Origin of the sequence: Clostridium ljungdahlii DSM 13528 (assembly GCF_000143685.1) — a bacterium.
In the GTDB taxonomy this organism is placed as follows: Bacteria; Bacillota; Clostridia; order Clostridiales; family Clostridiaceae; genus Clostridium_B; species Clostridium_B ljungdahlii.
The window spans coordinates 241,400-254,700 of sequence record NC_014328.1 but is presented as its reverse complement, the minus strand read 5'-3'; the positions used below and the strand labels follow the sequence as shown (position 1 = coordinate 254,700).

The 13,301-nt window shown below is 31.6% G+C and carries 15 protein-coding genes; all 15 read right to left on the bottom strand.

Annotated features, from left to right (window positions below):
• Positions 1-16 precede the first annotated feature (16 nt).
• The 15 genes from spoIIID to wecB all read right to left on the bottom strand — a co-directional run bounded on the left by spoIIID (position 17) and on the right by wecB (position 13,285).
• A complete protein-coding gene (gene spoIIID / locus CLJU_RS01220) occupies positions 17-271 on the bottom strand; it encodes a sporulation transcriptional regulator SpoIIID (protein WP_013236939.1) in 255 nt (84 codons plus the stop codon).
• A 222-nt stretch (positions 272-493) separates the two neighbouring features.
• Complete coding sequence (locus tag CLJU_RS01215) at positions 494-1,210, bottom strand: M23 family metallopeptidase (RefSeq protein ID WP_013236938.1); 717 nt, start codon at positions 1,208-1,210, stop codon at positions 494-496.
• Positions 1,211-1,361: 151 nt separating this feature from the next.
• Positions 1,362-2,408, bottom strand: a complete 1,047-nt coding sequence (spoIID, locus tag CLJU_RS01210) for a stage II sporulation protein D (RefSeq protein WP_013236937.1) — start codon at positions 2,406-2,408, stop codon at positions 1,362-1,364.
• A 184-nt stretch (positions 2,409-2,592) separates the two neighbouring features.
• Positions 2,593-3,852 (bottom strand): UDP-N-acetylglucosamine 1-carboxyvinyltransferase, encoded by a 1,260-nt coding sequence (gene murA / locus CLJU_RS01205; protein ID WP_013236936.1) that lies wholly within the window; start codon positions 3,850-3,852, stop codon positions 2,593-2,595.
• Between the two features lie 94 nt (positions 3,853-3,946).
• Entirely contained in the window at positions 3,947-4,684 is a 738-nt protein-coding gene (locus CLJU_RS01200) for a YwmB family TATA-box binding protein (protein ID WP_013236935.1), read from the bottom strand.
• Positions 4,685-5,023: 339 nt separating this feature from the next.
• Positions 5,024-5,422, bottom strand: a complete 399-nt coding sequence (locus CLJU_RS01195; protein ID WP_013236934.1) for a F0F1 ATP synthase subunit epsilon — start codon at positions 5,420-5,422, stop codon at positions 5,024-5,026.
• A 66-nt stretch (positions 5,423-5,488) separates the two neighbouring features.
• Complete coding sequence (gene atpD / locus CLJU_RS01190) at positions 5,489-6,883, bottom strand: F0F1 ATP synthase subunit beta (RefSeq protein WP_013236933.1); 1,395 nt, start codon at positions 6,881-6,883, stop codon at positions 5,489-5,491.
• Positions 6,884-6,895: 12 nt separating this feature from the next.
• Positions 6,896-7,747 (bottom strand): ATP synthase F1 subunit gamma, encoded by an 852-nt coding sequence (atpG, locus tag CLJU_RS01185; protein ID WP_013236932.1) that lies wholly within the window; start codon positions 7,745-7,747, stop codon positions 6,896-6,898.
• A gap of 22 nt (positions 7,748-7,769) precedes the next feature.
• Positions 7,770-9,284, bottom strand: a complete 1,515-nt coding sequence (atpA, locus tag CLJU_RS01180) for a F0F1 ATP synthase subunit alpha (RefSeq protein ID WP_013236931.1) — start codon at positions 9,282-9,284, stop codon at positions 7,770-7,772.
• Positions 9,285-9,288: 4 nt separating this feature from the next.
• Positions 9,289-9,834 carry a F0F1 ATP synthase subunit delta gene (locus CLJU_RS01175; RefSeq protein ID WP_013236930.1) on the bottom strand — a complete coding sequence of 182 codons (546 nt, stop codon included), beginning with the start codon at positions 9,832-9,834 and terminating at the stop codon, positions 9,289-9,291.
• A 2-nt stretch (positions 9,835-9,836) separates the two neighbouring features.
• On the bottom strand, positions 9,837-10,316 hold the full coding sequence (locus CLJU_RS01170) for a F0F1 ATP synthase subunit B (RefSeq protein ID WP_013236929.1): 480 nt from the start codon (positions 10,314-10,316) through the stop codon (positions 9,837-9,839).
• 58 nt (positions 10,317-10,374) lie between these two features.
• Positions 10,375-10,620, bottom strand: coding sequence for an ATP synthase F0 subunit C (gene atpE / locus CLJU_RS01165; RefSeq protein ID WP_013236928.1), 246 nt, complete (start codon positions 10,618-10,620; stop codon positions 10,375-10,377).
• A gap of 42 nt (positions 10,621-10,662) precedes the next feature.
• Positions 10,663-11,346: a F0F1 ATP synthase subunit A gene (locus CLJU_RS01160; protein ID WP_023162552.1), complete on the bottom strand. Its 684-nt coding sequence runs from the start codon at positions 11,344-11,346 to the stop codon at positions 10,663-10,665.
• A 28-nt stretch (positions 11,347-11,374) separates the two neighbouring features.
• Positions 11,375-11,737: an ATP synthase subunit I gene (locus CLJU_RS01155; RefSeq protein WP_023162551.1), complete on the bottom strand. Its 363-nt coding sequence runs from the start codon at positions 11,735-11,737 to the stop codon at positions 11,375-11,377.
• 393 nt (positions 11,738-12,130) lie between these two features.
• Positions 12,131-13,285 carry a non-hydrolyzing UDP-N-acetylglucosamine 2-epimerase gene (gene wecB / locus CLJU_RS01150; RefSeq protein WP_013236925.1) on the bottom strand — a complete coding sequence of 385 codons (1,155 nt, stop codon included), beginning with the start codon at positions 13,283-13,285 and terminating at the stop codon, positions 12,131-12,133.
• Positions 13,286-13,301: the final 16 nt, after the last annotated feature.

Sequence of the window (13,301 nt, the reverse complement as noted above, 5' to 3'; positions counted from 1 at the left end):
TATAATAGGAATGTTTTTAGCCTTCAATAGCTTTATATTTCATTTTAGTAGCTTTACCACCTCTTATATGTCTCTCTGCCTTATTATAATCTAATATACTCTTAGCTTCCTGAGCGATCTGAGGATTTATTTTAGGCAACCTTTCTGTCATATCCTTGTGTATAGTACTTTTACTTACCCCAAAAACTTTAGCCGTTTTCCTTATTGTGGCCTTAGATCCTATTATATATTTGGCAACTTCCAAAACCCTTTCTTCAATATAATCTTTCAATTTTATTCAACTCCTTTTTACAGTTACCGTTTTACAATCAACAATTGATGATGAAACTTTACATTATATATCCATAAACGTATTTACTCGTATTTATCATTAAACTAAATAATCTCTGCCAATTATACTTGTTCCTATATATTTATAAATATGCTGATTAATATTTTAAAATTCATTGTGTATGGGCCATTTCTCCATAAAATTCTAAGAAATGGCCAAATATTAGTATTTTATATATTTACCTGGGTCAACAAATTCTTTTCCTTTCAAAACAGCGAAGTGCAAGTGATCTCCGTATTTCTCATAAGCTGATCTCAATGTACTTTTCCCAACTACTCCAATAACTGCTCCTTTTTTTATGGTTTGACCTGCACTAACTTTCACATTTGGATCTAGGTTAGAATAAACTGTTTTTAATCCATTTTGATGATCTATAATAACTTCTACTCCATCCTGTGTTGCTGTATTTACTGATTCTACCTTTCCATCCATAGCTGCAAACACTGGTTTGCCAAGTGGAGTTTGTATATCATATCCTAAGTTTGGTCTATAAGTTGCTGTAGAATCCCAATATACTGGATCCTCTGAATAACCTCTTGCAATATTACCCTCTACTGGCTTTTGAAAGGAAGTGCTTACTGAGTTAGATACTCCCTTCGATGCTTCGTTATTAGATATATTGGATTTTGACTTATTATCCTTTTTTACTTGAAGAGCATTATTATAATTGGAAGAAGGCTTTTCATTTGCCTTTGCTGTTTCCCTAATTTTTTTCTGCTCTACAGCCTGACTTTTTTGAAGCTGTGCACTTTGATTTTTATTATTTCTTGCTGTTATTACTGCTGCTGTTACTGCAATGCATAAACATATAAACAGTATTACATAAAAGCTCTCCTTTTTTAAAAAGTTGATTGCTTTGTTAAAAGATTTTTTGTTCATACTAACACCTCCTTTTTGTAGTTTGTCCAGAGAATAGAAAAAAATACATATTTTATGAAATTTTTTTACAAAAAAAAGAGGAAATTTCCCTCTTTTTTACTTAATATTTATTTAATGTATTTTAGTAACATACAATTAGATGATATAATCATTATTTTTTAAATAAGTTTACATCTTCTAGACTAGTTCCCTCATAATAATGAGACAATATATTTTTATAGTTTTGGCCATTTTTGCCCATATAATTAGCTCCCCACTGGCTCATTCCAACTCCATGTCCATATCCAATGCACTGAATATACACACCATCTTTAAAATCTATACTAAAGTTTGCCGAATTCAATCCCATAATAGCTCTAAATTTTGTACCAGATATTGTAACAGCACCAAGTTTAATTTCTTTTACAGATCCACTTTCATTTTTACTTTTTATAGCTATTTGATTAGATAAATTTTCTGAAGATAACCCTGAATTAGCGTAACTTGAGTTTACCTTGTTTATAAAATCCACATATGACATTTTCACTGAAGTTTTATATTTTCTAGCACTTTCTTCTCCTGGACTTTCTACGCTCTTTAAATATCCCTCTGCTTCTCCAAATACGTCTTCTGAATTTTCAGTTTTTCCTGCACTTACTGCAAAATAGTATGGCTCCATCACCAATTTATTTTTATAAGTCAGCACCTGACCTGAAGTAGCTTGCACTGCATCTACAATTTTGCTCCAATACTTATCCCCATCACTCTTAGGCCAATTTTTAATTCTATCTTCTTTGTTAACAAACACCTGACACTTGACTGTATCACATACATCTGCACCTGTATTGCTTTTGTATTTTTTCCCTCCGTACACCTCCATATGTGCAGCTGCAAAAGTTCTAGACGCCACAGCCTGTGCTTTAAGTGCTTCTTCCGAAAATTCCGCAGGCATTTCAGCAGCTACTACTCCTGTTACATATTGCTCTAAATCCATTTCTTTTACTTTATCTTCTTTAGTTATATACACCTTTATTTTTTCTGAATTGGTATCCTGTTTTTTTAGTATTATATTTTTTGAGTTTATCAGGAATTGAGGTAAATTATCACATTTTGAGTTTCCAGTTCCAACTATAAATAAGGAAAGTACAATTATAAATAATGTACCCATAAATACTAAAATAATAAATTTTTTTAAAAAGTCTAATACATCATTCTTCATATTTTTCTCCTGTTAGGCCCTTGAAAGAAAATATCAATTCATTTCTTTGAAAATGCCTTATATATATTTTAAACTACAATATTATATTTTTATTGCAATATCTTATAAAATATTCCAATAAAAAAACAAAGAAAAAATTTTGTTCTAATCTTTTCTTTGTCTAATAATATATATAATAGGAGTATTATTCATTTATCCTCTTAATATCAGCTCCTAGTGCTTTTAATTTTTTTTCAATATCTACATAGCCTCTATCTACATGGTATATATCTGCAATTTCTGTTTCACCTTCTGCTGCCAACCCACAAAGTATAAGGCTTGCACCTGCTCTTAAGTCAGTTGCTTTAACTTCTGCTCCAGTAAGTTTTTTTACACCTTCTATAACAGCACTTCTTCCATCTATCTTTATGTTTGCTCCCATCCTTTTCATCTCTGCTACGTGCATAAATCTATTTTCAAAAATAGTTTCTGTTATTATACTTGTACCCATAACAGTACATAAAAGTCCTGTCATCTGTGACTGCATATCAGTTGGAAATCCAGGATAAGGCATAGTTTTAATATCTACTGGTCTTAATTCATCTCTTCCATCTACAATCAAGCTACTTCCTTGTGAGCTTATATGAACTCCAACTTCAGTTAACTTGGCGATTATAGGTTTTAAGTATTCTTCATTAGCACCATTTATTTTAATCTTGCTTCTAGTTATAGCAGCTGCCACCATAAAAGTACCAGATTCTATCCTATCAAATATTGGTCTATGAGTACTTCCCTTTAAGCTTTTTACTCCTAATATTCTAATAGTACCTGACCCTGCACCAATAATATTTGCCCCCATGCTATTTAAAAATTTTGCCAGATCCCTTATTTCGGGTTCTTCTGCTGCATTCTCTATTATAGTTTCTCCTTCTGCCATTACTGATGCCATCATTATATTTTCTGTAGCCCCTACTGAAGGAAAATCTAGATATATTTTATCCCCTATCAATTTCTTAGCACTTGCTTCTACATATCCATGCCCTACATTCACCTCTGCTCCAAGAGCACTTAATCCCTTCAAGTGAAGATCTATAGGTCTAGTTCCAATATTGCATCCACCTGGAAGACATAATCTGAACTTTCCAAACCTAGCTATCATGGGACCCATTATTAAAAATGACGCCCTCATTTTTTTTACCAATTCGCTGCATGGGTTACAATCTTTTATATTAGATGAATCTATTATTACTTTATTTGTATCTTTGTCTATATTTATATCTGCAGATATACTCCTCAATATGTCACTTATTACAAAAACATCTTCAAGCATTGGTACTTTTTCTATTACACATTTATCTCCGCTTAAAATACAAGCTGCTATAATAGGCAATACAGAATTTTTAGCAGTACTGATATTTACTTCCCCATGCAGTTTATTTCCTCCCTTAACTACTATTTTACTCATAATGTTCCTCCATTCTATAATTGCTAATATGTTACTTAATTTTTGTACCGCCTTATAAGTTACATTTAACAAAAACATCCATATTATATGATTCCTAATATGTAACCATTATTTCTGGAGTTCCCATAATTATATAAGTGCCTGTATCATATTTTACAACAGCATAGTTAAAATCTATTAAACCTGTGCCACTTTGTATTGGCTCATACTTATGTGTATAAGCAGTAGAACTGTATCCTTCCTCTAAAGCTATAGTTTTAATGTCAGATGTACCATAGCATTTTAAAATGTTTTTAACTTCACTATTTACACTACTTACGTCTTGTTTCTGAGTTTTTGCCTTTACATATTCAAAATACTTACACTTTTCTTTTCTATCACCTAGAGATCTATCTACCATACTTTTCAAATCCTGTAATTTGTACTGACTGGATTTTCTTGTAATGTTAACTGTAATGATATTATAATTTTCATTTTCTACACCTTCTACATAGCCCTCTGCATAATATCCATTAAATTCTATACAATAAATTTTATTATTTCTCCACACTTTTTTGTTACACTCACTATATCTCATTAATACCTTAAATATTTCATCTACAACCTTTTCCTTACCACTAGAAGTATTAAAAGTAGCCATAATTCCACACTCCACCGGGGTACTGTTAGTCTTTTCTAATATGTTTTTAAATATATCTGTTTCCTTTAGATTAGAAACGGATTTTTGGAATAATGTAGATCTTACACCCAAATTATCTCCTGAAGCACAAACATAATATTGAAAAGAAAATACAAGAACCAATAAACAGCTTAACATTTTTAGTTTTTTCATATATATTTAGTTCTGCACAAAATTAAACAGAACATTTTCACCCCCTTCTATTTCTCTTTAAAAATTATGGACAACTTTTCCTTTTAATATTCAATAGATTTCTACTTAGTTTAAGTTGCTAAATTTTATCTGATAGTCTTTTTTTATACTAGAGAACTGACATTAGTATTTCAAAAAATAAAGATTCCATAGGAGGGACCTATATTAGTATATAATTCTAAATAACAAAATGTGAATATTTTTAGATACAAAAAAAACACTATCCAAAATCATTGTATTAATGATTTTTAGATAGTGTTTTTTATCTTCAATTAAAATACAGCAATATCAAAAGCTCCATTATTTCAGATTAATTCTAGCCAGTGCTCTAGCCAATGCCATTTCTGCTCTTTTTACATCGACTCCATCTTTCTGACTAACTAATCTTTTTTCAGCTCTTTCTTTAGCAGCTTTTGCTCTATCTATGTCTATTTCATCTGGCCATTCACAAGAATCACATAAAATTTTTAGCTCATTATTTATTACTTCCAGTACTCCGGTTGATGTAAATGCCTTTAATTTTTTGCCATCTTTTTGAACGATTTCGGTATTTGCAGGTTTTAAAGTGGTAACTAAAGGCATATGGTCTGGAAGAATTGCTATGTCGCCTTGAATACTTTCCGTTATTACTTCTACTACTTCTCCTTCATAGAATTCTCTATCGGGAGTAAGGATAGTTAATTTTAAAACTTCTGACATATTAATCTCCTTTAAAATTTACATTAAACAAAATTCTCTCAAACCAATTTTGCTTAATAAATCACTTTAATTTTTTCCCATATTTTTAGCTGCTTCAACCACTTCATCTATACTTCCTTTAAATAAGAAAGCAGTTTCTGGCAAATCATCATATTTACCTTCAAGAATTTCTTTAAAACCTCTTATAGTTTCCTTTATTTGAACATATTTACCCTGATATCCTGTAAATTGTTCTGCAACAGAAAATGGTTGTGATAAAAATCTTTGAATTCTTCTAGCTCTAATAACTACTAATCTATCATCTTCTGAAAGCTCATCTACACCAAGTATTGCTATAATATCTTGAAGTTCACTGTATCTTTCAAGTATATGTTTAACATCTGATGCTACTTTATAATGATCCTCTCCTACAATCCTTGGATCCAATATTCTTGAAGTGGATGCCAGTGGATCAACAGCAGGATATATACCAATTTCTGATATAGATCTAGAAAGAACTGTAGTTGCATCAAGATGCGTAAATGTTGTAGATGGTGCCGGGTCAGTCAAGTCATCTGCTGGAACATATACTGCCTGAACAGATGTAATAGACCCCTGTTTTGTGGATGTTATTCTTTCTTGAAGAGCACCCATTTCAGTTGCAAGAGTTGGCTGGTAACCAACGGCACTAGGTATTCTACCAAGTAACGCTGAAACTTCAGATCCTGCCTGAGTAAATCTGAATATATTATCTATAAATAAAAGTACATCCTGACCTTTATCTCTAAAATATTCTGCCATAGTAAGTCCTGTAAGTGCAACTCTCATTCTTGCTCCAGGTGGCTCATTCATCTGACCAAATACCAAAGCAGTCTTCTTTATAACTCCTGATTCCTGCATTTCATAATATAGGTCATTTCCTTCTCTTGTTCTTTCTCCAACACCTGTAAATACTGATAATCCACCATGTTCTTTTGCTATATTATTTATAAGTTCCTGTATAAGAACTGTTTTACCAACACCAGCTCCACCAAACAGTCCTATCTTTCCGCCTCTTTGGTATGGTGCAAGAAGATCTATAACTTTAATACCAGTTTCAAACATTTCAGGCTTAACAGATTGATCTTCAAAACTTGGCGCCTGTCTATGAATAGGATAGTATTGTTCTGCCTTTACTTCTCCATTTTCATCAATTGGCTGTCCTAGCATATTAAAAAGTCTTCCTAAAACTGGCTCACCTACAGGTACAGATATAGGAGATCCTGTATCTTCTGCATCCATACCTCTCATTAATCCATCTGTACTCTCCATGGATATAGTTCTTACTACATCATCACCCAAATGTTGTGCAACTTCTGTAATAATTTTTTTATCACCTGATTTTATATCTATGGCATTATATATATTAGGAAGGTTTTCTGTATCAAACTTTATATCTACTACAGGTCCTATAACCTGAACAACTTTGCCTATATTTGGCATCAATGTCCCTCCTTACTTAAGAGCTTCTGCTCCTCCAACTATTTCAGTTATTTCCTGTGTAATAGCAGATTGTCTCTCTCTATTGTATTTAAGATTCAATTTATCCAGTAAATCATTTGCATTTTTAGTTGCCCCATCCATTGCTGTCATTCTGGAAGCCTGTTCACTTACTTTTGAATTTATCATACAGTTAAGTACTTTTTGCTTTAAGTGTAAAAGTACTACTTCATCCATCATTTCATCTATTGATGGTTCAAATTTAACAAGATAATTTGTTTTTTCTTTTTTATCAGCTTCCAATGGAAGTAATTTTTCAACAACTACTTTTTGTCTAACTGTTGAAATAAACTTAGTATATACTATATTAACTTCTCCAACCTCGCCACTTCTATAAAGGTCTAGAGCCTTATATACTATGGTATCTGCTTCATTTATAGTAGGAACATCTGAAATATCCACGTATTCTGCTTCTGTACTATACTTAAGCCTTTTAAAATACGTTCTTCCTTTTTGTCCCACAGATATCAAAAGGCAATTTTCTTTATTTTTTGACATTGCAGCATCTGCTTCATTTACTACACTGCCATTAAAGCCTCCGCATAATCCTGTATCTGAATTTAAAGCTATGTAGAGTTTCTTATTGCTTTTATTACCATGTATATAAATATTTCTTCCCTCTGCTCCTAAAACAAATTCATTCATAAGGGAACTAAATAGTTCACAATATTTATTATTTGCCTCAAGCTTTTTTCTAACTTTTCTAAGTTTAGAGGTGGCAATGAGTCCCATGGCATTTGTTATTTTTTGAGTACTGGTTATTGATCTAATTCTTCTTTTTATTGTAACAAGTCCTGCCCCTGCCATATTTCACCTCCCGCAGAAGAAACTATGCCTCTGCTAAAAATATTTTTTTGAATTCCTCTATAGCATTTCCAAGTTTATCACTTAATTCATCGGATATAATTTTTTTATTTTTTATTTCATCACCTATTTCTTTATGATGAGTACTCATATAATCAAGGAATTCTCCTTCAAATTCTACAACTTTTTCAACCGGTACATCCATTATATACTCTCTACCAGCTGCAAACAGTATCATTACCTGATTTTCTACAGGCATTGGTTTGTATTGAGGTTGTTTTAATATTTCTGTTAATCTCTTACCTTTTTCAAGCCTTTTCATAGATTCTTTATCAAGGTCTGATCCAAATTGAGCAAATGATGCAAGTTCTCTATACTGTGCTAAATCCAATCTAAGAGTACCTGCTACCTGCTTCATTGCTTTAATTTGTGCATTACCACCAACTCTGGATACGGATATACCTGCATTTATAGCTGGTCTTTGACCCGCATAGAAAAGCTCTGATTCAAGGAATATCTGACCATCTGTTATAGAAATAACATTTGTTGGTATATATGCAGTAACATCTCCTGCCATAGTTTCTATTATAGGAAGTGCTGTAAGTGAGCCTCCACCTAACTTATCAGAAAGCTTTGCTGCTCTTTCAAGTAATCTTGAATGCAGATAGAATACATCTCCAGGATATGCTTCTCTTCCTGGTGGTCTACGGAGTAATAATGACATTTCTCTATAGGCAACCGCATGCTTAGATAAATCATCATACACTATAAGTACATCTTTTCCCTTATTCATAAAATATTCACCCATGGAACATCCTGCATAAGGAGCAATATACTGAAGTGGTGCTGACTCAGATGCTGATGCAGATACTATTATGCTATAGTCCATAGCACCTGCTTCTGTTAAGTCATTTACTATATGAGCTACAGTAGACTGCTTCTGACCTATAGCTACATATATGCATATTACATCTTTTCCTTTTTGATTTATTATAGTATCCATGGCAATAGCAGTCTTACCTGTTTGCCTGTCTCCTATTATTAATTCCCTTTGTCCTTTTCCAATTGGTATCATTGAATCTATAGCCTTTAACCCGGTTTGCAGTGGTTCTTTAACTGACTGTCTTGTTATAACTCCTGGAGCTACAAGATCTACAGGCCTAGTTTCTGATGTCTTTATAGGACCTTTCCCATCAATAGGCTGTCCAAGTGAATTTACAACTCTTCCAACAATAGCTTCACCTACTGGTACTTCTACAACTCTACCTGTTCTTTTAACTGTATCTCCTTCTTTTATTCCCTTCTGGGAACCCAAAAGAACACAACCTACATTATCCTGTTCAAGGTTTAAAGCCATACCATAAACATCATTTGGAAACTCTAAGAGTTCATTTGCCATACATTGATTAAGGCCATAAACTCTAGCAATACCATCACCGATTTGAATTATTGTACCTGAATCAACTGTTTCTATTTTCTTTTCATATTTCTGTATTTCATCTTTTATAATTGAAGTTATTTCTTCAGGTTTTATGTTCATAGGCTCACCTCTGTTCTCCCTTAAGCATTATTTTTTTCATTTCAGAAAGTTTTGACCTTATACTACCATCAATAACTTCATTATTTACCTCAACATAAACCCCACCTATTATACTAGGATCTATTTCTTCTTCAATCAAAACTTTCTTATTAAATTTCTTTTCTAGCTTTTCAATTAAAGTGTTTCTCTCATCATCATTCAAAGCAATAACTGTTTTTACTTTTGCCTTAACAGTATTATTACTCTCAAGATATATATTTTCCATTTCCCTAAGTTTTCCATCAATTTCATTAATTCTATCTTTCTCTATAAGAACTAATAAGAATGAAAGTATGTCTTCATTCACCTTATCTTTAAAGATTTCAGTAAACATTTTTTTCTTCTCTGATGTACTTACTTCTGGATGTTCCATGATTTCCAAAAATTTAGAATTACCTTTTATAGCGGCTACAACCTGCCTTAATTCTTCTAGGTATTCTTTAACTTTTCCTTTTTCTTCTCCAATTTTATAGAGTGCAAGGGCATATCTTCTATCTAAATACTCATGCATAGTTAAATACCTACCTTAGCTATAAAGTCCTCAATAAGTTTCCTATGCTGCTGCTCATTAATAGATCCCTCTAAAGCTTTTGATGATACTAAAAGTGCTAAATCTACCACTTGATTTTTTATATCGTCTTTTGCTTTTTCTCTTTCTCTTTCAGCTTCAACTTTTGCCCTATCTAATATTAGTTGAGCTTCTTTCTGGGCATCATTTACTATGTTTTCGGAAACTTTATCGGCTTTATTTTTATAGTCTTCAACAATAGCTTTTCCTTCTTGTTTTGAATTCTTTAACAACTCTTGATGTTGAGTTACTAATTGTTTAGACTTCTTTTCATTTTCATCAGCAGTTCTTATTTTATTGTCAATCTCTTGCTGCCTATTTGTAATAGTGTTATTGACAGGTTTAAAAAAGAAATGCTTCAGAATGAAATACAATATGATAAAATTTATTATTGTTATAACGACTGTAGTCCAATCAATTTGCATATTAAATTCCAATCCTCCCCTCTAAATGTATATGTAAATTAGTGAGGTATACATTAGATCAAACTTTAAATACTAAAATAAGAGCTATTAATAGAGAGTAAATAGCTGTTACCTCTGATAAAGCTGCACTTACAAAGAATGTACTTAGTATTTTACCACTTGCTTCTGGCTGTCTTGATACTCCTTCAACTGCCTTACCAGCAGCATTTCCAACTCCAATACCTCCTCCTAAACATCCTATAGCAGCTAAACCTGCACCTATTGCTGCCATACCTGATATAAATGAATGTGCATCTAAATTCATAATAAAAAACCTCCTTAAATAAGTATTAAAAAGTAACTATTATTAGTCTTCAGCTATAACTTTTATATTCATTATTGTTAACATAACAAATACTATCATTTGGATTGAACCATCAAATAAATCAAAGAAAGCGTGTAAAGGAATTGGTATTAACAATTGAGAAAACCATGCCATACTACCTAATCCTTTATATACCATACCGATAATTACAGCTCCTGCTGTCAAATTACCAAAAAGTCGTAGACTTAGGGAAACTGGAAGAACTAGCCTTTCTATAATATTAATTGGCAATAGCGGTACTACTGGCTTAGTATATGCTCCAAAATAACGCACTAAACCATTTTTTTTAATTGAATTAAATTGGACTAATACAAAAGTTATTAATGCCAATCCAACTGCAACACTTAGATCTTCCGTTGGTGCCCTTACTCCTATCATCACTGGAGCAATGTTCATTACTAAAATGTATATGGCAAGCGTTCCTACATATGGTATAAATGATACATACTCTTTTCCCATGTTTTCAGTAACTAAATTTCTTACTGCTTCAACAATAATTTCAATAACACTTTGTTTTTTATCCGGTATTTTTTTCATACTAGATGTAAAAAATTTTGCCAATATAGCTAAAATTATAATAATGGCCCATTGTACAATGACACTGGAAGTTATTGGAATTTGAAATGCTCCCAGATGTATTAAAAACAATGGTGAAAAAGCCTCCACTTCATCACATCCTTTCCTAAATTTATTGTTAATTATTTTCAATAAGTGAATATATATATATCCCTAATAAATGGGATGTATAGCCAATTAAATAAGCAACTACATTGTATTTACTGCATATAAATACCCAATATCCTATTCCTGCTGCCATTACAACTCGTATAATAAAACTTATTATATACAAAGATGCTGATGAATTTCTAAATCTTTCTGATATGAGGGCACCTACAATGGTATTTATAAAAAAATTAAATATTGCTATGGAAACACCTAATAATATAAATAATCCATAACTTTTAAAAAAAAGCTGTACTAAACAGGCCAAAATCATGCCAAATAATAAATTAATTACAGATACTTTCTTTACCATGTCTAGAATATGTTTATTCATCAAGTTCCCCCAATATAAATAAGATTATATACCTTAAATATATAAAAAGATACAATCAAAAAGTCTTAATTGCTCAATTTTTGCTCAATTTTAGCCAGTTTATATTACACCTTTTTATGATTTCTCCTTAAATCTATGTATTTCCTTAATAAGGATTCTGATAATTTACAATTTAGAATTTATTTAACTAACTAATTGTACCAAATATTTTTTAAATATACAATACACTCAGTGTAATATTATAGTACAAATAATTAAAATGGGAAAAAATATACAGATTTTTAACCATATATTGATATTTTAACATCATATATTACTATATTGTCTGTATAATTATGATAAAATGTATGCTAATCTCCTTTAAAAAGAATGAAAATTGAAAATTATAACTTTTTAATTTGATTTAAACTCACTATATGTACCTTTTGCTAAATCAAAATATTGTAAAATAGCTTCTGTTATTCTATAAGCTGCCTTGCCATCTCCATAAGGATTTATAGCTTTACTCATTACATCATATTCCTTAGGATTTCTTATAAGCTCATTTGCTAACTTTATTATTTTTTCTTCATCCGTTCCCACGAGTCTTACTGTGCCTGCCTCTACAGCCTCTGGTCTTTCAGTCACATTTCTAAGCACCAATACAGGCTTTCCAAGATGGGGTGCTTCCTCCTGAAGTCCACCAGAATCAGTCATAACCATAAAACATTTATTCATTAAATTGTGTGTTTCCTTAGTATCTAGTGGAGGCAACAAATGAACTCTAGAAACATTTCCAAGTATTTTATATACCATATCCTTTACTACAGGATTCAAGTGTACCAGATAAACAATTTCTGTATCTTTATTTTCATCTATAATCCTTTTTAATGCATTACAAATATTCTCGATACCCTTTCCCCAATTTTCTCGTCTATGAGCAGTTACCATTATAACTTTTTTATTATCATAATTTATGGTATTTAATTCATCATTACTAAATTTATAATCCTTCTCTACTGTAAACCTCATAGCATCAATTACTGTATTTCCAGTTACAAATATTTGATTTTCAGACACACCTTCTTTTAACAAATTGGACTTTGATCCAGTGGTTGGTGCAAAATGAAGGTCAGCTATAGCACCTGTAAGCTTTCTATTCATTTCTTCTGGAAATGGGAAATACTTATCGTAAGTTCTAAGTCCTGCTTCTACATGCCCAACCTTTATTTTTTTATAGAAAGCAGCTAATGCTCCTGCAAAAGTAGTAGTCGTATCTCCATGAACAAGTACTAAATCAGGTTTTTCATCTTCAAATATTTCCTCAAGTCCCTGAAGTACTCTATTAGTTATACCTGTCAATGTCTGTTTAGTTTTCATTATATTTAAATCAAAATCGGGAACAATATTAAAAAGCTGTAAAACCTGATCAAGCATCTCCCTATGTTGAGCAGTAACACATATTTTATTATCTATTTCTTTTCTCTTCTCAAGTTCCTTAACTAAAGGAGCCATTTTTATTGCTTCTGGTCTTGTGCCAAATATAGTAACACATTTAATTTTGTTCATATTAAAAACCTCCTTT

What these genes read in the sequence shown, in the direction of transcription:
- CLJU_RS01215 (WP_013236938.1), bottom strand. Translation starts at nt 1,210, where the DNA reads ATGAACAAAAAATCTTTTAACAAAGCAATCAACTTTTTAAAAAAGGAG.
- spoIID (WP_013236937.1), bottom strand. Translation starts at nt 2,408, where the DNA reads ATGAAGAATGATGTATTAGACTTTTTAAAAAAATTTATTATTTTAGTA.
- murA (WP_013236936.1), bottom strand. Translation starts at nt 3,852, where the DNA reads ATGAGTAAAATAGTAGTTAAGGGAGGAAATAAACTGCATGGGGAAGTA.
- CLJU_RS01200 (WP_013236935.1), bottom strand. Translation starts at nt 4,684, where the DNA reads ATGAAAAAACTAAAAATGTTAAGCTGTTTATTGGTTCTTGTATTTTCT.
- CLJU_RS01195 (WP_013236934.1), bottom strand. Translation starts at nt 5,422, where the DNA reads ATGTCAGAAGTTTTAAAATTAACTATCCTTACTCCCGATAGAGAATTC.
- atpD (WP_013236933.1), bottom strand. Translation starts at nt 6,883, where the DNA reads ATGCCAAATATAGGCAAAGTTGTTCAGGTTATAGGACCTGTAGTAGAT.
- atpG (WP_013236932.1), bottom strand. Translation starts at nt 7,747, where the DNA reads ATGGCAGGGGCAGGACTTGTTACAATAAAAAGAAGAATTAGATCAATA.
- atpA (WP_013236931.1), bottom strand. Translation starts at nt 9,284, where the DNA reads ATGAACATAAAACCTGAAGAAATAACTTCAATTATAAAAGATGAAATA.
- CLJU_RS01175 (WP_013236930.1), bottom strand. Translation starts at nt 9,834, where the DNA reads ATGCATGAGTATTTAGATAGAAGATATGCCCTTGCACTCTATAAAATT.
- CLJU_RS01170 (WP_013236929.1), bottom strand. Translation starts at nt 10,316, where the DNA reads ATGCAAATTGATTGGACTACAGTCGTTATAACAATAATAAATTTTATC.
- atpE (WP_013236928.1), bottom strand. Translation starts at nt 10,620, where the DNA reads ATGAATTTAGATGCACATTCATTTATATCAGGTATGGCAGCAATAGGT.
- CLJU_RS01155 (WP_023162551.1), bottom strand. Translation starts at nt 11,737, where the DNA reads ATGAATAAACATATTCTAGACATGGTAAAGAAAGTATCTGTAATTAAT.
- wecB (WP_013236925.1), bottom strand. Translation starts at nt 13,285, where the DNA reads ATGAACAAAATTAAATGTGTTACTATATTTGGCACAAGACCAGAAGCA.